The organism is Pedobacter sp. SYSU D00535 (assembly GCF_017355855.1).
Lineage (GTDB): Bacteria > Bacteroidota > Bacteroidia > Sphingobacteriales > Sphingobacteriaceae > Desertivirga.
The window spans coordinates 39,367-57,984 of the sequence record NZ_JAFEWD010000004.1; the positions used below are offsets into that span (position 1 = coordinate 39,367).

At 44.8% G+C, this 18,618-nt stretch carries 18 protein-coding genes; 10 read left to right on the plus strand and 8 right to left on the minus strand.

The genetic code is table 11. From position 1 onward, the window contains the following. Position 1: 1 nt before the first annotated feature. Together J4N23_RS10675 and J4N23_RS10680 are read left to right on the plus strand one after the other, a co-directional pair. The gene (locus tag J4N23_RS10675) at positions 2-1,498 is read left to right on the plus strand and encodes an NADH-quinone oxidoreductase subunit N (protein ID WP_207427170.1); all 1,497 of its coding nucleotides are present in this window, start codon (positions 2-4) and stop codon (positions 1,496-1,498) included. Positions 1,499-1,566: 68 nt separating this feature from the next. Beyond that, positions 1,567-3,462 (plus strand): class II glutamine amidotransferase, encoded by a 1,896-nt coding sequence (locus J4N23_RS10680; RefSeq protein WP_207427171.1) that lies wholly within the window; start codon positions 1,567-1,569, stop codon positions 3,460-3,462. A gap of 66 nt (positions 3,463-3,528) precedes the next feature. Here the strand turns inward: J4N23_RS10680 and J4N23_RS10685 are convergent, their stop codons facing one another. Continuing rightward, positions 3,529-4,161 (minus strand): LysE family translocator, encoded by a 633-nt coding sequence (locus J4N23_RS10685; RefSeq protein WP_207427172.1) that lies wholly within the window; start codon positions 4,159-4,161, stop codon positions 3,529-3,531. 196 nt (positions 4,162-4,357) lie between these two features. On the opposite strand from J4N23_RS10685, the gene J4N23_RS10690 reads away from it, so the two are divergent. After that, on the plus strand, positions 4,358-5,632 hold the full coding sequence (locus tag J4N23_RS10690; RefSeq protein ID WP_207427173.1) for a sugar MFS transporter: 1,275 nt from the start codon (positions 4,358-4,360) through the stop codon (positions 5,630-5,632). 25 nt (positions 5,633-5,657) lie between these two features. Further along, positions 5,658-6,119, plus strand: a complete 462-nt coding sequence (locus J4N23_RS10695; RefSeq protein ID WP_242689189.1) for a dCMP deaminase family protein — start codon at positions 5,658-5,660, stop codon at positions 6,117-6,119. On the opposite strand, the gene J4N23_RS10700 is transcribed toward J4N23_RS10695, so the two are convergent. Then, positions 6,116-6,937, minus strand: a complete 822-nt coding sequence (locus tag J4N23_RS10700) for an SDR family NAD(P)-dependent oxidoreductase (protein ID WP_207427175.1) — start codon at positions 6,935-6,937, stop codon at positions 6,116-6,118. The two genes, J4N23_RS10695 and J4N23_RS10700, sit on opposite strands and share 4 nt — an antisense overlap. A 67-nt stretch (positions 6,938-7,004) precedes the next feature. Here J4N23_RS10700 and J4N23_RS10705 point away from each other — a divergent pair, with 67 nt between their 5' ends. Then, positions 7,005-7,187 (plus strand): hypothetical protein, encoded by a 183-nt coding sequence (locus tag J4N23_RS10705; RefSeq protein WP_207427177.1) that lies wholly within the window; start codon positions 7,005-7,007, stop codon positions 7,185-7,187. A gap of 48 nt (positions 7,188-7,235) precedes the next feature. Here J4N23_RS10705 and J4N23_RS10710 read toward each other — a convergent pair whose 3' ends face one another. Both J4N23_RS10710 and J4N23_RS10715 read right to left on the minus strand, forming a co-directional pair. Beyond that, entirely contained in the window at positions 7,236-7,721 is a 486-nt protein-coding gene (locus tag J4N23_RS10710; RefSeq protein ID WP_207427178.1) for a CinA family protein, read from the minus strand. 14 nt (positions 7,722-7,735) lie between these two features. Continuing rightward, the gene (locus J4N23_RS10715) at positions 7,736-7,987 is read right to left on the minus strand and encodes a hypothetical protein (protein WP_207427179.1); all 252 of its coding nucleotides are present in this window, start codon (positions 7,985-7,987) and stop codon (positions 7,736-7,738) included. 77 nt (positions 7,988-8,064) lie between these two features. Here J4N23_RS10715 and J4N23_RS10720 point away from each other — a divergent pair, with 77 nt between their 5' ends. The 3 genes from J4N23_RS10720 (at position 8,065) to J4N23_RS10730 (ending at position 11,773) form a co-directional block, all read left to right on the plus strand. Then, positions 8,065-9,447 carry a pitrilysin family protein gene (locus J4N23_RS10720; RefSeq protein ID WP_207427180.1) on the plus strand — a complete coding sequence of 461 codons (1,383 nt, stop codon included), beginning with the start codon at positions 8,065-8,067 and terminating at the stop codon, positions 9,445-9,447. A gap of 1 nt (position 9,448) precedes the next feature. Next, positions 9,449-10,747 (plus strand): pitrilysin family protein, encoded by a 1,299-nt coding sequence (locus J4N23_RS10725; RefSeq protein ID WP_207427181.1) that lies wholly within the window; start codon positions 9,449-9,451, stop codon positions 10,745-10,747. 93 nt (positions 10,748-10,840) lie between these two features. Then, entirely contained in the window at positions 10,841-11,773 is a 933-nt protein-coding gene (locus J4N23_RS10730) for a 1-phosphofructokinase family hexose kinase (protein WP_207427182.1), read from the plus strand. A 44-nt stretch (positions 11,774-11,817) separates the two neighbouring features. Here the strand turns inward: J4N23_RS10730 and J4N23_RS10735 are convergent, their stop codons facing one another. From J4N23_RS10735 to J4N23_RS10750, 4 genes are all read right to left on the minus strand, one after another. Continuing rightward, positions 11,818-12,798, minus strand: a complete 981-nt coding sequence (locus J4N23_RS10735; RefSeq protein ID WP_207427183.1) for a Gfo/Idh/MocA family protein — start codon at positions 12,796-12,798, stop codon at positions 11,818-11,820. A gap of 7 nt (positions 12,799-12,805) precedes the next feature. Next, positions 12,806-13,723 carry an alpha/beta hydrolase gene (locus J4N23_RS10740; protein ID WP_207427184.1) on the minus strand — a complete coding sequence of 306 codons (918 nt, stop codon included), beginning with the start codon at positions 13,721-13,723 and terminating at the stop codon, positions 12,806-12,808. 49 nt (positions 13,724-13,772) lie between these two features. Continuing rightward, positions 13,773-14,990 (minus strand): family 1 glycosylhydrolase, encoded by a 1,218-nt coding sequence (locus J4N23_RS10745; RefSeq protein ID WP_207427185.1) that lies wholly within the window; start codon positions 14,988-14,990, stop codon positions 13,773-13,775. Between the two features lie 127 nt (positions 14,991-15,117). After that, positions 15,118-17,034, minus strand: coding sequence for a rhamnogalacturonan lyase (locus J4N23_RS10750; protein WP_242689190.1), 1,917 nt, complete (start codon positions 17,032-17,034; stop codon positions 15,118-15,120). A gap of 262 nt (positions 17,035-17,296) precedes the next feature. On the opposite strand from J4N23_RS10750, the gene J4N23_RS10755 reads away from it, so the two are divergent. Next, a complete protein-coding gene (locus J4N23_RS10755) occupies positions 17,297-17,791 on the plus strand; it encodes a hypothetical protein (RefSeq protein ID WP_207427186.1) in 495 nt (164 codons plus the stop codon). Between the two features lie 2 nt (positions 17,792-17,793). Then, on the plus strand, positions 17,794-18,606 hold the full coding sequence (locus J4N23_RS10760) for an alpha/beta fold hydrolase (RefSeq protein WP_207427190.1): 813 nt from the start codon (positions 17,794-17,796) through the stop codon (positions 18,604-18,606). Positions 18,607-18,618: the final 12 nt, after the last annotated feature.

Below are 18,618 nucleotides of genomic sequence, written 5' to 3' on the forward strand. Positions count from 1 at the left end.
TTTGAACGAATACATTCCATATCTCTCGGAATTAGTGTACGGAGCCATATCCGGCCTGCCACTTTTTGTGCCTGAAATAGCCCTCGTTGCTACTTTTGTTATCGTAATTCTGGCCGACTTATTCTTACCGGGCAGGAAATCGAGCCTTACCTTTTGGCTCTGTCTTGCGGGTATTATCTTGTCCGGTATCCTGAGTTTCGGTCAACTTTCTTTCCTTGATCAGGGAGTTCCCTTGTTTCATGAGCATATCGTACTAGATCCGCTTGCCGTACGCTTTAAGCTGATCTTTGTAGCTGCAACCCTGCTTTTTTCTCTGTTTATCCGAAGCAACAGAACATTGATGGAGCACAAGAAGGGAGTCGGCGACCTTTATCTGTTATTACCAGCGGTGCTGTTAGGGTTAAACCTGATGGCGATGGCTAGCAGCTTGCTAATGATTTATGTTTCCGTTGAGATGGTATCTATCGCTTCTTACCTGATGGTAGGCTATGTTTCAGGAGCGAACAAGCAAACGGAAGCGGCCATGAAGTATGCTTTGTTTGGCTCTGTCTGCTCGGCTGTTATGCTTTACGGCATGTCCCTGCTTTACGGCTTTACCGGAACGATAAACATCACAGACGAAAGCTTTTTGCCCGGTCTTAGTGCACTGCCTGACTCATCAGTGACCCTGGCAGTGATATTAACAATGGTGGGAATCGGCTTCAAACTGTCTTTCGTTCCCTTGCATTTTTGGAGTCCGGATGTGTATGAGGGAGCGCCGACACCTGTTACTGCCTTTCTTTCTACTGCACCTAAAGTGGCTGGCTTTGCCATCCTCATCCGCTTTTTGGGTCCTTTCTATTCATTTGCTTCCGTTTCCGGCCGTGTGGTATTCGACTTTGATACGATTCTTTGTGTAGTTGCCATCATCACGATGATCGTCGGGAACTTTGCTGCTATTTGGCAAAATAATATCAAGCGGATGCTTGCTTATTCCTCCATCGGACATACCGGTTTTGCTATGATGGCCCTGGTTGCTTTTTCACAGGCCGGCTTCAGTTCGTTGATTTTCTATTTCGCTGTCTACGTAATTATGAATATGGCGGCATTTATGCTTGCCGACCGGATAGAGACTGAATCGGGAGCGGAGACAGCAAGCGCTTACAAAGGACTTGGGAGATTTTTTAAACTGGAAATGGCGTGCTTTGTAATTGTGTTGATTTCTCTAACAGGACTACCGCCGACAGTCGGATTCGTAGCGAAGCTGTTGGTGTTTTCTTCCGCTTTTGAACAATATGCTGCAACTAAGTCTGTTTTCTTTTTGCTATTGCTGGTCACTGGCGCAGTTACCACGGTTGTTTCGCTGTTCTATTATTTAAAGATCCCACTCAATGCCTACCTCCGGAAGGCCGAAGGAGAAAGGGAGCTAACTGTAAAGCCAGCTTTCCTCACCTATGTCATTGCATTGCTAAGTTTCCTGCTTGTACTGCTTGGGGTATTCCCAGACGTACTTGCCTGAAATTTTTTCCGTTCAATGTTGTAACAAATTTTAGTTTTAATCTTAATTTTGCATACTCATAACAGATCATGAGTGAATCGATAAAACATGAGTGCGGTATAGCCCTCATTCGTCTCTTAAAACCCCTCTCTTATTATCAGCAAAAATACGGGACATCACTTTACGGTTTAAATAAACTGTATTTGTTGATGGAGAAGCAGCATAATAGAGGACAGGATGGTGCAGGTATAGCTACAATCAAATTTGACGTAGCGCCGGGAAACAGGTACATCAGCAGGTATAGGGCGATGGGCTCAAGTGCAGTGGCGGAGGTATTTGAACATGTTCAGAAAAAGTTTGCAGATATTCCTTCTGATCTTCTTCAGGACGCAGATTGGCTAAAAGAAAATATTAGTTTCACCGGCGAAGTTTTGATGGGCCATCTCCGTTATGGTACCCATGGGAAAAACAGCATTGAAAACTGCCACCCCTTCCTTCGTCAAAATAACTGGATGTCGCGGAACCTTGTTATTGCAGGGAACTTCAACATGACGAATGTGGATGAACTGCTGGAGCAGTTGTATGAATTGGGGCAGCATCCGAAAGAAAAGGCAGACACAGTAACGGTTCTTGAAAAAATTGGTCATTTCCTGGATGACGAAAATCAAGTGCTGTTCGATAAGTTTAAGCAGCAAGGGCATAGTAACGTAGAAATTAGCAGGCTAATTGCGGACAACCTCGACGTTGCAAACATTCTTAGGCGCTCGGCGAAGACCTGGGATGGAGGTTATACCATTGAGGGTATCTTCGGTCATGGTGATGCCTTTGTTATGAGAGATCCTTCAGGGATCAGACCCGCATTCTACTATGTAGATGATGAAGTTGCTGTAGTAACTTCTGAAAGACCTGCCATTCAAACGGCTTTTAATGTTCCATTCAGTGCTGTAAAGGAGATCAAGCCGGGTCATGCTTTAATCATCAAGAAGAACGGACAGATTACCGAAGAGCAATTCCGCGAGCCATATGAGCAGAAATCGTGTTCCTTCGAACGGATTTATTTCTCACGCGGAAGCGATGCTGCTATCTACCGGGAGAGAAAGCAACTTGGTCGCTTGCTTTGTCCGCAAATACTTAATTCAGTAAACCACGATCTAAAAAATACCGTATTCTCATTCATTCCGAACACTGCAGAAGTAGCGTTTTTTGGAATGGTGGAAGGGCTCCATAAGTATATCAAGCAAGTGCAGAAAGACACCCTGCTAAATAGAGCAGATAAGATTTCTGATCAGGAGCTGGACGAAATGTTGAGCATGGCGCCAAGAGTAGAGAAGATTGCGATCAAGGACGTTAAGCTTCGTACTTTCATCACCCAGGATGCCGACCGGCAGGACATGGTTTCTCACGTGTATGATACGACTTACGGACTAGTTAAGGCAGGGCAGGATAATCTGGTACTTATCGACGACTCTATCGTTCGCGGAACAACCCTGAAGCAAAGTATCCTAAAGATCCTCGATCGTTTGGGACCGAAAAAGATTGTAATTGTTTCATCAGCACCACAAATCAGGTATCCGGATTGTTATGGTATTGATATGTCCAGGATGGGTGAGTTTGTCGCTTTTGAAGCTGCGATCAGGCTTTTAAAAGAATCGGGACGTGAGCATATCATCTGGGAGACCTACGAGAAGTGTAAGGCTTCCATGACCATGGAAAAGGAGGAAGTGGAGAACTATATCAAAGCCATTTACGCTCCTTTCACTGACGACGAAATTTCAGCGAAGATCACTGAAATCATATCGCCTAAAGGCATAAATGCAGAAGTTGAAGTGATTTATCAAACGCTCGACAATCTACATATCGCTTGTCCGGATCATCATGGCGACTGGTATTTCTCCGGAAATTATCCAACACCAGGAGGAAATAAGGTAGTTAACCGGGCATTTATGAACTGGGTAGAAGGTAAAAATCAACGGGCTTACGTATAGTTTTAGTTGCTAAAGAAAAACGAGCGGCTGAAGGATTGATACAGGATCAATCTCTCAGCCGCTTTTTTATAATATGGTGCTATTGGGGAAAAACAGGTTGTAAATCAGCTTCAGCGCAAAAATGACGATCAGCGTTCCGGCTACCCTGTTGAGGAGTATAATAGTCTGTTCCTTGATGCGATACCTGAACTTGTTAGCGTAGTAGGCTTTTAATGTGTCCATACTAAATTGCGTCACGAGGATGAAGCCGAAAAATAGTGCCGTTTCTTTAGGAGCGAGCTGCCCTCTTACTGAAATAATACTGCTGGTAACGCTTACCCAATAAAGAAATAACGAGGGGTTGAATACGCACATCAGAAAACCTTTCAGAAAATATCCGGTGTTTCTTTTCTTGGAGGTGGAATTCTGGTAGTTGATCTTGACCTCTTTGAATAAGTAAAAACAGCCAATTCCAAGCAATACGGCACTTCCAACAATGCCTATCGGCAGGCGATATTGATTCTCAAATTTGATGAAGGACGAACCGTAAATGGCCAGTCCAACATATACTACGTCGCTAAGAACAACTCCTGCAGCCAACCACATCCCTGCATGGAAGCCTTTTTCGATACTGGTTTTAAGCAGTGCAAAGAATACTGGCCCTGTTGCAAACGATAGCACTATCCCAAGTCCAATTCCAGATATAATCGATTCAAGCATAAAGTGGCTCGTTCAAATAACGCGAATATGCAAATTTTGAAGCAATATCTTAGTGTATCTTTATTCCCTTATAAGTCTGTAACTGACTTTAAACGGTCGTCCGCCTTTTAAAGTATGGTTTAAAATCAACTTGAACCGGATGCTTTTGTTCTACAATTAAAGCTTATTAATTATCTTGGCTATCTAAAGAAACATTATGTCAGACAATAAAGGAGGTTCAAATCCTATCATTATCATCGGGATCCTATTTTTTATTTTCGGGTTTGTAACCTGGTTAAATGGTACCTTAATTCCCTTTCTAAAGTTGGCATGCAATTTAAATAGCGACGCACAGGCATTCTTTGTGACCTTTGCTTTTTATATGGCCTATTTCTTTCTGGCGATTCCCTCATCAGCTATTCTTAAACTTACGGGCTTGAAAAATGGTATGGGACTGGGATTACTTGTGATGGCTTTAGGCGCTCTGATTTTTATCCCAGCCGCTAATTCCCGCAGCTTTGGTCTTTTTCTTACAGGCTTATTCGTACAGGGCGCCGGCTTATCTATCCTTCAGACAGCCTCCAATCCGTACATCAGCATTGTGGGGCCCATTGAAAGTGCGGCCCAAAGAATAAGTATTATGGGCATCTGTAATAAAGTAGCAGGTATTCTTAGCCCGATCATCTTAGGCGCAATTGTCCTGGCTGATGCTACCGAACTTGAGCAGCGCATAACTGCCGCAACAAGTGCGGTGACGAAGGATCAACTGTTAGATGAGCTGGCTGGGAGAGTGATTCTGCCCTATATAGTAATGGCAGTTGTTTTGGTTCTTCTGGCTATCTGGGTGCGAAGATCTTCTCTTCCGGAGATTGATGCACAAACAGCTAATGCTCAGCCGGAAGGAGCATCTCTTGCTGCCGGGCGGACTAGTGCCCTTCAGTTTCCCCATCTTTTGCTTGGAGTGCTATGTCTGTTCTTGTACGTGGGAGTGGAGGTGATGGCGGGCGATGCGATTGGAGTGTACGGTAAAAGCTTCGGCATTCCCTTAGATGAGACTAAGTATTTTACCTCTTTTACCCTTGGAGCGATGCTTGTTGGCTATGTAGCAGGTATCATAGCAATTCCGAAGTATATCAGCCAGGAGAAAAGTCTTTTGATATCAGCCGTCTTGGGAGTAGTGTTTTCGGCCGGGGCGCTCTTAACGTCCGGTTATGTTTCGGTTGGTTTTGTCGCTGCCCTGGGATTGGCCAATGCCTTAATGTGGCCTGCCATCTTTCCAATGGCTATTCGGGGTTTGGGGCGGTTTACCGAAATGGGATCAGCCTTCCTGATTATGGGTATCGCCGGCGGCGCCATTGTTCCTCTGCTATTTGGCTATCTAAAAGAGCAGTTTGATTTTCAGTGGGTATTTTTTTTAATCATGGCTCCTTGTTATCTCTATATTTTATACTATTCGATCAGTGGTCACAAAGCTGGTGTGAACCGGAATTAAATTACCTTTGCGATCGATTTTTAGAATGAACAATAGTAAACCGAGCTTCGAGAATATTTTTATGAACCTGGCTTCCGACCTCGCCAGGCGCTCGCATTGCGTGAAGGCTCAGGTAGGCGCCGTTCTCACAAAAGATACACGGATAATTTCTATTGGCTATAATGGTCCTCCTGCGGGCACTCATAACTGCGATGAGGAATGGCCGGAAAGCGGTTGTCCCCGTGACGCTCGGGGAAGCTGTTCGTTAGCGCTTCATGCGGAGGAAAACGCCATTCTTTATGCCGTGAAAAACGGTGCTGCGCTTGAAGGCTCTACCTTATACGTAACTTTATCACCTTGCCTGCCCTGCGCCCGTCTTATCTACTCGTCGGGAATAAAAAAGGTGATCTTCAAAAACTCCTACGCGGAATATAAAGGGCTTGCGTCAGACGAGGGGGTGGACTTTCTGAACCGCTTCGGCGTTCTGGCTATAAAAGCCGAAAGCTAGATTTTAACGAGATCCTTGCTTAAACGGTATAGCTTATCCCTTGCAATCGGGTCATACGCTTGTGGGTCGGCTTTGGCTGGAGTTGCCTTATTGAAGTAGACGCCAGTGAGGTTTTCTACTTCGGTGGAAGTAGCAACATACCAAACGTTCTCTGTCCCCGCTTCAATAGTACTTTCAGCCGATCCATAATAATCCAGGACCATTTTGGTGTTCATCCGGGTTTCTGGGTGGATTGCATTAACCCGAAGGGTGCTGTCCTTCGACTGGCCAGCAAGGGTAAACGTGAATAAAATAAGGGCGAGTTTGCTTTGGGCATAAGCTTTTCGACCAGAGTAATTGTGGTCCAGCATCAGATCATCGAAGTTGAGCTCCTGTTGGGAACCTGAAGCTATATTTATAATTTTCGAAGTGTCCCGGTGATGTAGCATGGGCAGGAGAAGGTGGGTAAGGAGGAAAGGGGCAAGATAGTTTACACATAAAGTTAATTCATAACCGTCTGTGCTTAATTCTCTTACGTTCATCTTTGTGCTGCCAATGCCCGCATTATTGATCAGTATGTCTAAGTTTTGATACTGTTTTTTAAGTTCGCCTCCTAAATCCCGTACACTTTGAAGTGAAGCGAAATCGGCGTTAAAATATCTTAAATTTTTGTTTCCAGTTTTTTGAATGATTTCTTCCAAGACAGCCTGGCCTTTTTCAGGGTTTCGTCCATGTAAAAGTACCATAGATCCCTCCTTAGCGAACCTGAGTGCCAGATCTTTACCTAATCCATCAGTTGCCCCTGTTATCAGAACAGTTAAATCTTGTATTGCTTTCAAGGTTGATATGTTTCTGGTATAACTTTTGGAATAACGAAGATGTTTTGATAACTAAAAAACTAATACTATGAGAAACTTCGTTCCCGCTTTAGAAGAGACATTGATGAAATTTACACCAGCTGAAATCACTCGCGATCAGCCGGAAGCAAGGTATGCGGCGCATGGTGGCTGGTTCGGAGTTGAAAGCATCGTTTTTGACGCCAACAAGAAGAAGATTTCTACAAGAAATAAAAAGGCAAAAAAGAGCTAATTTTTATTCGATTGCTCTTTCGCAATATATCTTAACTCCCAGAAGGGGTTAGGGTATATTGCTTATTTTTTCCAGAAGGACAGTAGCGATCGCGTCTATTGTCTGAGCTACAATCTCGTCGGGCGTGCCATCAAACAGGAACTGAGCTTTCCACTCTTCATCTTTAATGATGCCGTGAACAAACATTGTTCCTACCGGTTTTTCCTCACTTTCACTTCCTCCTTCAGATGCTAATCCTGTAACAGCTACAACCACATCAGCTGGAATTAGTTTCTTGGTTGCCTGAGCAAGGAGGCTCGTTACCTCCGCCGACTCTGCAGTATATTTATCAATAATCTCCCCTGGAATTCCCAATAACTGTTCTTTAACCGAGCGGTCGTAACAGACAATGCTGCCTTTTACAACTGTCCCGCAATTTGGAACTGAGGTGAAATCATACACCAACTTACCAGTAGAGGCGCTTTCTGCGAAGGCGATGGTAAGGTTTTTGGCTAAGAGATTGTGTGCACAGGCGATTACAGATCTTGATGGCATGTTTGCTTTATGGTTTAACTGGCTTTTCCTTTTAGTTCCCAATGATCTTTAATGGTATTTCCATCACGATCCTTTTTTAAGGTGCGGGCATACCTTTCTCCTTTCACACTTCCTTTCTCGGTCATCTTACCCATAAAGAGTAATATCGGCAGCCCTTCCTCGTTAGTTTTGAAAGCTAGATCATAGCCTTTAAAAGTCGAGTTGATCATGGTTGAGGGCTCGTAAGTTTTGCTTAACAGCTTCAATAGGTCTTCACTTAATTTCATACGGTAGTATGTATAATTTGATTTTTTAAAGGATGTTTGATTTTTCTGATATATTTACTGAAAGCAAATTTTATTCTATGTTAAAAAAGTTTTATTGCCTGCTTATAGCCGGTTTGATCGGCTTTTCTGTGCAGGCTCAGCTGCCTAATTCCCCCTCCAGGCTCCCTTCCAATATGTTCTATAAAACCTTGCCCAACGGACTCGATATTTTCGTGGTTGAGGATAATAGTGTACCTCTGGCGACTATTGAATTGGCGGTAAAAAATGGAGCCTATACGGAAACTCCCGAGTACAATGGCTTGAGCCACTTGTACGAGCACATGTTTTTTAAAGCCAACAGAGATTATCCTAGTCAGGAGGATTTTTTGAATCGGGTGAGTGAGTTGGGGATACAGTTTAACGGCACTACTTCTTACGAACTGGTTAACTACTATTTCACTCTGCCGAAGTTCAACTTGAATGAAGGTTTGAAATTTATGAATTCGGCCATTCGCTATCCTAAATTTGACAAGGAAGAAATGGCTAAAGAGAATATTGTAGTGGATGGCGAGTTTCAGCGGAATGAGTCCAATCCCTACTTTGCTTTAAACGATGAGATGAATCGCCGCCTTTGGGGAGATTTGTATAGCAGGAAGAATACAATTGGTAATCATGATGTGATCCGCAATGCGACTTCAGCCCAGATGGACACGATCAAAAATAAGTACTACTGGCCTAATAACTCGTTGTTGACCATAGCGGGCGACGTGAAACACGAAGACGTCTTCCGGCAAGTGGAAGCTATTTTTGGCGATTGGAAGTCATCAGGCTTTGATCCTGCAAAAAGATGGCCCGTTCCCGAGTTTAAGCCGTTGCAGAAAAACGACTATTTTATCGTTGAATCAGACTTGTCGAAAGTCCCCCTGATTATGTACAACTGGCACGGTCCGGACACCAGGACAGATATCCCCGCTACTTATGCAGCTGATGTGTTTTCGTTTATCCTTAACCAAAACGGTTCCAAGCTTACGAAATCACTGGTAGATGCTGGCTTAGCTTTGCAGGTAAACATCGGTTATCTCACCCAGAAGCATACTGGGCCTATCAGCCTTTTTGTAGTTCCCAATCCCGCAAGGATAAAAGAATGTATTGAAGAAGTGAACCGTCAGGTTGCCCTATGGGATACGGATGCCTACATTACAGACGAGCAGATCGAGACGGCGAAAAGGCAATTAGAGATTTATCAGGTGAAAAGTGAAGAAATCACCTCCGAATTTACGCACACCATTTCTTTCTGGTGGGCCTCCGCTTCAATTGATTATCTGACGACCTATATCGAAAACCTGAGAAAGGTGAATCGGGACGATCTTAAACAGTACGTAAGGAAATATATTAAAAACAAGCCATATGCTGCAGGTATGCTGATTAGTGCGGAAGCGAAACAACAACTAAAACCTGAACTATATTTTAAAGCTCAATAGAATGAAACGAATAACCCTAAATATATTCTTCTTATTTATTTCAATAGGAGTTTTTGCGCAGGCTCCGGCTACTTCTTTCGATGTTGCAGGGATAAAGGTGATATTGAAGCCTACTGTAAAAGAGGTGATTGATGTAAATATGTATTACCGGGGCGGAGTAGCTAACTATCCTGCCACACAGGCTGGTATTGAGAACCTAGCTTTGGCTGCTACAGCGGAAGCGGGAACGAAAAAATATCCTGCCAGCGCTTTTAAAGATCGCGCCGACGCTTATGGGATCGACATCGGCGGCTCTTCTGGTTATGACTTTGGTACAGTGAGTATGACTTGTATATCTCGTTTTTTTAATGAGGGTTGGGACCTGTTTGCTGAGGCGGTAGCAAACCCGGTGTTCGACGAGCGGGAAGTAGGCATGCTGAAGGAAAAGCTGGTTTCGGGAATCAAGCAGTCCGAGTCAGATCCGGATGAGCGTATCGAACAATTAGCGATGCAGAATGCATATACCGGAACTCCTTACGCTACAGACCCAAAGGGTAATGAAACGTCTCTGGCTGGCATTAACGCCGCTGCTGCAAAAAACTACTATTACAACACGCTGCTTAACAAGAACAGGATGTTCATCGTGGTAGTTGGGAAAATTTCTAAGGAAGATCTGACAAAAAAAATCATGGCCTCGTTCGCCAGCCTACCTAGCAAGGCTTTTAAACCGGTAAGTCTTAAGGCTCCTGCTACAGCTGGAAAACTATTATCAGAATCGAGAGAACTAGCTACTAATTATATCACGGGTACCATTGATGCTCCGCCAGTAAGTAGCAGTGATTACCTCCCTTTCCGTCTGGCGATATCTAATCTGAGCACCAGATTGTTTAGGGAAATCAGAACTAAACGTAATCTTTCTTATGCTCCCTATGCTTACACTACCACACGTATGATGCCATATGCAGTGATGTATGTAAGTACAACAGATCCAAAAGCATCTGTAGAAGTAATGCTGAATGAGTTGAAGGATTTGCGGGACTATGGGTTTACTGAGGAAGAGCTTAAATCGGGGAAGAGTAACTTCATCACCAATAACTACATGAAGGAAGAGAGCAGCGGGGCTATTGCGGCGGCTTTAGGAAATGCAGAGGTGTTAGGTGATTGGAGAATTGCTGACGAGGCAGCAGAAAGGATCAATAAAGTGACCCTCAAGGAGATGAACGAAGTGCTTAAAAAGTACGTTAAAACGATCAGGTGGAGTTACCTGGGAGATCAGAAGCTGGCGACTGAAGCTGCGGCGGTTTTCAAAAATAAAATATAAATAATGCCCTGCGAGAGCGGGGCTTTTTTGTTTTAAAGCTTCAACAATCAAGGAGCCAATTCGTTACTTGTTCAGTTTACAAAAGCGTTATTCATGAAAAATATCCTCACTATCACCCTCAACCCAACAGTAGACAAAAGTACCAGTATTGATCATCTGGCTCCCGAGAAGAAGCTAAGGTGTCAGCAACCCAAGTTTGAACCAGGTGGGGGAGGAATCAACGTGTCGAGGGGATTGAAAAGATTGGGACTCTCATCGACTGCCTTCTTTCCGGCAGGGGGGCGGACCGGCTCGCTTTTGCGCGAATTGCTGGCGAAGGAAAGTATCGATAATGAGACCTATGAGGTGAGCGGCGAGACACGGGAAAATTTTATCGTGGTAGAGACCGCAACTAACCAACAGTATCGATTTGGAATGCCTGGTTCTGAGATATCAGTTTTGGAGCAGGAGGGGATCCTAAATGCAATTGCAAGTTTACAACCCTTTCCGGGCGTTGTGGTAGTAAGCGGAAGCTTGCCTCCAGGGATTGAACCACAGTTTCTGCGAGAGATTGTTCGGTTGGTGAAGTCGAAGGGAGCTCAGGTTGTTGCGGATACTTCCGGGGATGCTTTGCAGGCTATGGTAGAAGAAGGTGTGTATTTGTTAAAACCGAACTTGGGCGAGTTAGGGAAGTTGATTGGAAAGGAAGCGCTGGATAATGATTCTGCCGATGAAGCTGCCCGTGAGCTGATAACAAAAGGAAAAACCGAGGTGATCGTCGTATCGCTCGGGGCTCAGGGGGCCTATCTGGTAACTAAGGATCTCACAGAACACGTACCTGCCCCAACGGTTAAAAAACTGAGTACTGTGGGAGCTGGAGACAGCATGGTCGCGGGGATGGTGTCTATATTGGCCAAAGGAGGAAGTTATCAGGAAATGGTTTGGATGGGGGTAGCATGTGGGACGGCAGCCACGATGAATTCAGGGACCGAGCTTTTTAAACGGGAGGATGTGTTACGCCTCTTTGAATGGCTGCAGAACCGATAGCTATTATTAAGTGATCGGATCGGGAGGTATCCGATCACTCAGACTTATCTACTGGTACAGAAGCTGTCCATAATTTTCATCACTTCAACACCAACTTCAGCAGAACATGGATTGCTTCTTTCACCTTTAAAGTACTCCACCACCCATTGGATCATCGGCTGTTGAATGTGCTGCGGCATCTCGAACTCAATCTTCTCTTCCTTGCCATCCCGGTACAACATGAAATAATTTGCACCGAAAACAGTAAACTCGATTTTTCCTTCCGATCCTACAATTTGTACTATGTCTTTCGTCTCCTCAGGCGGAACTGTGAAACACCAGGTGCCATTGAAGATCACGCCATTTTCAAAGAGCATACTTCCAGTAACGATATCATCAGCAGGATAAAGGCCGGCTTGATTGCCTGAATAGCCTGAATAGCTTTTGACCTTACCAAAGAAGTAGAGCATCAGGTCCAGCTGGTGAGGAGCAAGGTCATGAAATAAGCCCCCGCCCGATACTTCAGGATTGACGCGCCAGTTGTCCTCCGTCTGCGTAATAATCTGAGACTGGGCTGGCTGAAGCATTTGCAGGTGGACAAATCGCACGTCTCCAATCAATCCTGATTCAACAGCCTCTTTGATCTTCAAAAAAAGTGGTAATCCTCTTCTGTAATGAGCAACTGTTAATTTGGTCTGGCTTTCTTTCTCTGCCTCTGCCATTCTTACCGCCGAAGCGGTGTTCATTGTCATTGGCTTTTCCACATATACCGGCTTAGCAGCTTTTAATGCCATCAAGGTATATTCCTCGTGATAAAGTGGTGGAGTTGCTACGTAAATAGCATTCACTTCGGGATCATTTATCAGCTCTTCCGCGTTTGAATACCATTTCGGAACTCCGTGCCTTCTTGCATAATCTTCGGCTTTAGCTGCGTCTCTCCGCATCACCGCCACCAGGGAAGATCCCGGAACTTTATTGAAGGCGGGGCCGCTTTTTACTTCAGTTACATCTCCGCAACCGATGATTCCCCAATTAATATTTTCCATTTTTAGTCTATTTCTGTAGGAATCCTAAACCCTTCAGCCAATGTTGTACCCTGTCAGTCCAATGGTCAGGAGCCCGGGTCGGTCCGATACCAAATCCATGTCCGCCTTTTGGATATAAATGCATTTCAGCGGAGACATTGTTCTTCAACAGCGCTTCGTAAAAGCGAAGGCTGTTTTCCACCTTTACGGTTTTGTCGTCAGCAGCGTGTATTAGCATAGTAGGAGGCGTCTGAGGTGAGACCTGCATCTCGTTGGAAAACCGGCTGGTTAGCTCTGATGAAGGAGCAGCACCGATCAGGTTGTCCCTTGATCCTTTATGCATCAAGTTTTCGGTTAAGCTGATTACAGGATAAACAAGTACCATAAAATTAGGGCGAAGGCTGATGTTATCTTTATTATCAATGACGGATTTTGAAAAATGAGTACCAGCGGTTGCCGCCAGATGGCCTCCAGCAGAGAAACCGATGATCCCTACCTTTGAAGTATCTACTCCCCACTCTTTTGCCCGTGACCTTACTGTCTTTATTGCCTGTTGGGCGTCCTGTAGGGGGCCAATCGTTTTATCGGGCATTGTTTTGTCTGAGGGGAGCCTGTATTTCAGTATAAAGGCCGCTATCCCCATTTTCGTAAACTCGGCAGCTATGTCTGTGCCTTCATTGGTGTAAGAAACGATTCGGTAACCTCCACCCGGAACAATTACGACGGCAGCACCAGTAGCTTTCTCTTTTGCAGGAAGGTGAATTTCAAGAGTCGGTTTCGATACTTTTTCGTACCGGATCTGACCCGTATTATTGACGTGTTTTATTTCCTCATCTGCACCGGCAATAGCATTCGGGATTTTACCGGGGTACAGGGGGATAACTGTTTGTGAATTACCAGTCATAGAAATTGCGGTAAAAAGCACAATAGATAAGAACTTATACATTGGCAGTTTTTTACCGCAATTATAACAATTTCTCGATTTGGGCGATGTATTATTTGTAATACCCCGACTTGAAAGTCAGCACATAGCTTTCATGCTCCAGCGTATCTTTCCAAGTTTCGATCAGGTGTTTGTAGGCTTCCCCAACCGGGCGGATTTTTCTGTCAAGGTCGTACAATCCAAGGGAGTTTACGTTACCAGCGTCATTTCGTAAAGCAGAGTCCCAGTCCACCTGGTCGGTTAAACTATACCAGGTAAATCCTACGATTGGTATCCCATCGCGTTTCAAACGCCTAACATTAGCCCATTGTGTTTGAAGCCATCTGATTGCATGAGCTTCCGAGATGTTTGTCTCGGTATGCATCACCGGTAACTTATAGCGGGTATAATATTGATGCGTAATCACATAATAACCGAAAATTTCACCCGCAGCTGAAGTACTTCCATTCTCATGAACCATATGCTCATTGGTAATGTAATAATCGTTACCCATGATACAGTTCCCCTTGATGATGTTGTTCTCGAACCAATTATACTCTTTCTTGGTCATTCCGTTCTCTAGCAAGTACTCGTACATCACCACGCTGATGGGGTAGCCATAGCTAAGGTCAAGTGACAAGAACCGTTTCTGGTTAAGAAAAGCCGCAAGAGCGTCACAGTCAGGACTTTCAGGGTGAAAATACTCCGAGGACTCGCTCTGCACGAAGGTGGCGTTAGGCTGCACTTCAATAATTGCGTTCATGGCCAGCACGTTCGCTTTACACAGGTTGGTAAGTGCCCTAACAAAAGAGCGGTCGTCAGTTTTGCACTCGTTCCACCAGCCGTATTGCCCTGAAAACATAGCTGCAACGAAAATTTCGTTTACAGGTGTGTAGAATTCGATATGTGGGAATCGTTTCGCAAATTCTCGCGCATATTCTGCAAAGTACTGAGGCCAGTCTGTGTTCTGGAAGTCACCAATAAAGTCTGGAACCCCGAAATGGCAGAGATCCACAATAGGTGTAATGCCGTTTTCCTTCATGTAGTTGAAGGTTTCATCGCAGAAGCTCCAGTCGTACTGCCCGGGGCCGATGTGAGTTTTATGCAGGGGAGCACCGTAGCGAAGAAACTCGATTCCCATCTCTTTAACCAGGTTGAAATCTTCTTTCCAATACTTGTAATGGCCACATTTCTCCATTTCATCTACTCGTTTCCTTGTCCCGTCAGGAAGAGTAATCATTGGATAGCTATTTTCTATCCCGGTTGCAAACATGAACTTATTTCTTCTCATGGTGTAGATTAGTCTGATTCAATTAACCTATTTTACAATGAGAACAACGTAATTGTTTTGCTTTAGAAAGTGCTGGTAGGAAGTTTAAATGTTTGAAAAGATTAAGTCCTTAACTCGCAGTTTTTTATTATTTGCCCTTCTTATTTACCTTCAGCGCTGGTCTGACCGGCGTCTTCATGCCTTCTCCCAGATAAAAGCTAGTATGTGGCGGCTGATTGTAGGAAACATTCTGCCATGCCACACTCAAGCGGTATTGTGAGTCTTGCATCAGCGAAACAAATCTGTAGCTCGTTGGGATAGTGCTGGTGTAAATCCTCAACTCTTTGTTGTCATCTGATCGCCAGAGCACTTCTTCTCTCCAGTCGCCCAGAATGTCAGCAGTTAAGCATGGCGTTGCCTTGGTACCGTTATTTGAAACGCAGCCTTCGGCAGTTAGCAGGCGTACGGCCTCCTCTTTTTCCCAATCCCATTTGTCGATGTAGTTCTTGTCGAGCAGTTCCCGCAGAAGATCGCCATCCCACCAGATAGCAAAGTTTGTTGAAGGCGGAGTTTTTTGAGAGATGGTTTTGCCATGCACATCACGCAGTCCGCCTGGCCCTCCCCAATTCTCAAAGCCCCGATGCCGAGGATCGATATCGGCTGCTACTCCGCGGCCAACATCTACTCCCGGACTCTGACCAAAAAGTATTTCACCTGTTCTGGCATCAAAGGCGGCAACACCAGGAGTTTGGAGGGCTACGGTTCTTTCTTCGCTTTCATGAACACCGAACACTTCCAGGCCCGGGCGGTCAGGGTCGAGGTCGGCGAGATGAAGAGCGTCCCCATGTCGTAAACCTGTTGTGTACAAGCCCTTTCCGTTATCATCTACAGTCATGGCCCCAATGCAAACCTCGTCCTTTCCGTCATTGTCAACATCTGCTACGGATAAGCTATGGTTACCCATTCCTGAGTAGTTTTTCCATTCAGGCATAGCAGAGTCGAAAACCCAGCGTTTAGAAAGTTTTCCTTTCCTAAAGTCGTAGGCAGCCAACACAGAACGCCCGTACCAACCTCGAACCATTACGATACTCGGTAAGTTCCCGTCCAGGTAGGCAACGCAGGCGGTAAACCGATCTGAGCGGCTGGCAGTATTGTCGTTCCCGCCGTTTCCACCAATCCCGCCCCAGCCATCCAGAGGGTATCGGGTTGGAATGTAATCCGTAGTAGCGAGTGCAGCGCCTGTGAGTCCGTCAAAAACAGTGAGGTATTCAGGTCCATCTGCTATTTTTCCATATTTCGGATCTTTTTCATCTTTCGTTCGCCAGTCTTTTGATTTGTCGCCAATTATTTGGCCTGTACCATCCACGGAGCCATCCGCCGTTTTACAAGCCATCTCAGCTTTGCCATCCCCATCGAAATCAAATACCAAAAATTGGGTATAAGCTGCACCGGATCGTATGTTGATACCTAAGTCAATTCGCCACAATCTTTTGCCGTTCAACTTGTAAGCGTCAATAATCTGGTTCCCTGTGAAGCCTTTTTGAGGAGGGTTTTTAGCGTTGGACGGATCCCATTTCAGGATGATTTCATATTCTCCATCGCCGTCCAGGTCTGCTACCGAAGCATCGTTAGCCGAATAGGTGTATTTACTTCCATAAACATCTCCACCAGGGGGAGGGCTTATCGGTATTGCTAAATAATTCGCTGTCTTTCCCGCAACCCTCGCGATTCCATCGGTTTCGGCTTCCTTACCGTTTAGTACGGATTTCACTGTGTAGCTATACGTTTCATTCGGGTTTGCCGTAGAGTCAACGAAGAACGTTACGGAGGTAATAGGTTCAGCATTAAGTTTTTCGGTCTTGCCGTTCAGGGCGCGATATACATTAAAGGAAATATTTTGGGGATCGTCGAGGAGCATTCTCCAACTTACAAAAGTTGTTTTGCTGTCTTTCTTCACTGCTACAATTCCGCGGTTAAGATATTCAGAAACACGCTGGGCAGTAATAATACCGGGAAAAAGCGTGGCGATTAGTAGTGGGATGAGGAGTTTTTTGAGTGTACGCATAAAGGATAAAGAAATACATAGTTACTCTTTCATCCACATTTTAGCAACCCGAGCTGTTCTGGTAATTGTGTGGAAAAATGGGGAAATTGGGGAGTCGTCGTCCCCATGGAAATTTGTCACTGGGTAATACTTTCCATAGTCTTTTCCCCAGATGCTAATTGGCATCGCATATCTCGATGAATAAAGCTCCGGAAAGGGCTATTTTTTACTTTTTTTGAGGGGTATTGTCTGTTGGCTTCACATTTGCATTATAAGTGGCAAGATGAAAAATTTACTTCCAGTTATTCTGTTTCTAATTAGCCTCTCAGTTAAAGCGCAGAATGTAAATTGGTTTGTTTCAGCTCATGCCGGAGCAAGTAATTTCAAGTCTGCCACGATGAACGGTGCTGTTGTGGGCGGATTTCAAACAGCGGAAGGTCATCAGGTTGCTTTTGGTCCGGTGATGAAGAGTTTCATGATGAATGGAACGTATCGTAACCGTATCGGGGCGAGAGTTTATTCTCAGATGCATATTTCCGATAGGGTGAGCGCTTACCTACAAGCGGATCTTTCAAACGGAAATCAATTTTCCATGTTTACTTCAAATATGCCTCGTTTAGAAACCGGCATGGGGGTAAATGTAATGATACAGGAAAACCTGGGAGTAGGTTGTGGCTTCAACTTAGGGGAGGTAAATCCCTTCACAAGCGCTAGGTCAAGTAGTCCTGCTGTCAAACTTATCTACTCATTGCCTCTATCGAGAAACAATGGTTGGTAAGCATGATCGAAGAAAAACAAGTTTTAGTTGATAGTTTAAATGTTTCGTATTTTGCAAAAACAGCAGTAAATCCTAAACTTACTGCTGTTTTTATTCATGGTTTTCCCTTCAATAAAGCTATTTGGCGGGCGCAACTTGAAGGTCTTCCGGAGGACGTAAGCGGTGTTGCTTACGATATCAGAGGCTTTGGAAGTAGCGAAGCCGGTCACCAGTTTTTTAGTATTGACCTTTTTGCTCGTGATCTCTTAAATCTTCTCGAAGTTCTGCATATCGAGAGACCTCTGCTCTGCGGCATTTCAATGGGCGGGTATATTGCGCTGAGAGCAGCAGAAATTGCGCTTCAGAAACTGGGAGGGTTGGTACTTGCGGACACAAATGCTGTCGCTGACTCAGAAGAAGGTAAGCTGAGGCGTTTTGCAACTATCGACCAGGTACTGAGCGATGGAAGGCAAGCGTTTGCCGATAATTTCGTGAAAAACGTTTTTTCTCCCAGATCTTTCAGTGACCTGCCTGAACAAATAGCCGCTGTAAAACAAATGATTGAAAGTACTGAGGTATCGACTATTTGCTCGTCCCTTCTTGCGCTCGCTTCCCGAACATCGACGCTTGAGTTTTTGCCCGCTATCGATGTTCCTGTGCTGGTGATTCGGGGTGAGGAGGACAAGCTGATGACGGAGGAACATTTAAATCAACTCGGCGAGCATGTCAGAAATGCTGAAGTGGAGCTGATACCGGAGGCCGCCCATTTACCAAATATTGAAAGTCCAGAGATATTTAACTTTTATTTGAACCGATTCATTAGCAAACATTTCTGAGTCAGATTGTTT

Coding starts and splice junctions, on each gene's coding strand:
- J4N23_RS10680 (WP_207427171.1), top strand. CDS start 1,567: ATGAGTGAATCGATAAAACATGAGTGCGGTATAGCCCTCATTCGTCTC.
- J4N23_RS10685 (WP_207427172.1), bottom strand. CDS start 4,161: ATGCTTGAATCGATTATATCTGGAATTGGACTTGGGATAGTGCTATCG.
- J4N23_RS10690 (WP_207427173.1), top strand. CDS start 4,358: ATGTCAGACAATAAAGGAGGTTCAAATCCTATCATTATCATCGGGATC.
- J4N23_RS10695 (WP_242689189.1), top strand. CDS start 5,658: ATGAACAATAGTAAACCGAGCTTCGAGAATATTTTTATGAACCTGGCT.
- J4N23_RS10705 (WP_207427177.1), top strand. CDS start 7,005: ATGAGAAACTTCGTTCCCGCTTTAGAAGAGACATTGATGAAATTTACA.
- J4N23_RS10710 (WP_207427178.1), bottom strand. CDS start 7,721: ATGCCATCAAGATCTGTAATCGCCTGTGCACACAATCTCTTAGCCAAA.
- J4N23_RS10715 (WP_207427179.1), bottom strand. CDS start 7,987: ATGAAATTAAGTGAAGACCTATTGAAGCTGTTAAGCAAAACTTACGAG.
- J4N23_RS10720 (WP_207427180.1), top strand. CDS start 8,065: ATGTTAAAAAAGTTTTATTGCCTGCTTATAGCCGGTTTGATCGGCTTT.
- J4N23_RS10725 (WP_207427181.1), top strand. CDS start 9,449: ATGAAACGAATAACCCTAAATATATTCTTCTTATTTATTTCAATAGGA.
- J4N23_RS10730 (WP_207427182.1), top strand. CDS start 10,841: ATGAAAAATATCCTCACTATCACCCTCAACCCAACAGTAGACAAAAGT.
- J4N23_RS10735 (WP_207427183.1), bottom strand. CDS start 12,798: ATGGAAAATATTAATTGGGGAATCATCGGTTGCGGAGATGTAACTGAA.
- J4N23_RS10740 (WP_207427184.1), bottom strand. CDS start 13,723: ATGTATAAGTTCTTATCTATTGTGCTTTTTACCGCAATTTCTATGACT.
- J4N23_RS10745 (WP_207427185.1), bottom strand. CDS start 14,990: ATGAGAAGAAATAAGTTCATGTTTGCAACCGGGATAGAAAATAGCTAT.
- J4N23_RS10750 (WP_242689190.1), bottom strand. CDS start 17,034: ATGCGTACACTCAAAAAACTCCTCATCCCACTACTAATCGCCACGCTT.
- J4N23_RS10755 (WP_207427186.1), top strand. CDS start 17,297: ATGAAAAATTTACTTCCAGTTATTCTGTTTCTAATTAGCCTCTCAGTT.
- J4N23_RS10760 (WP_207427190.1), top strand. CDS start 17,794: ATGATCGAAGAAAAACAAGTTTTAGTTGATAGTTTAAATGTTTCGTAT.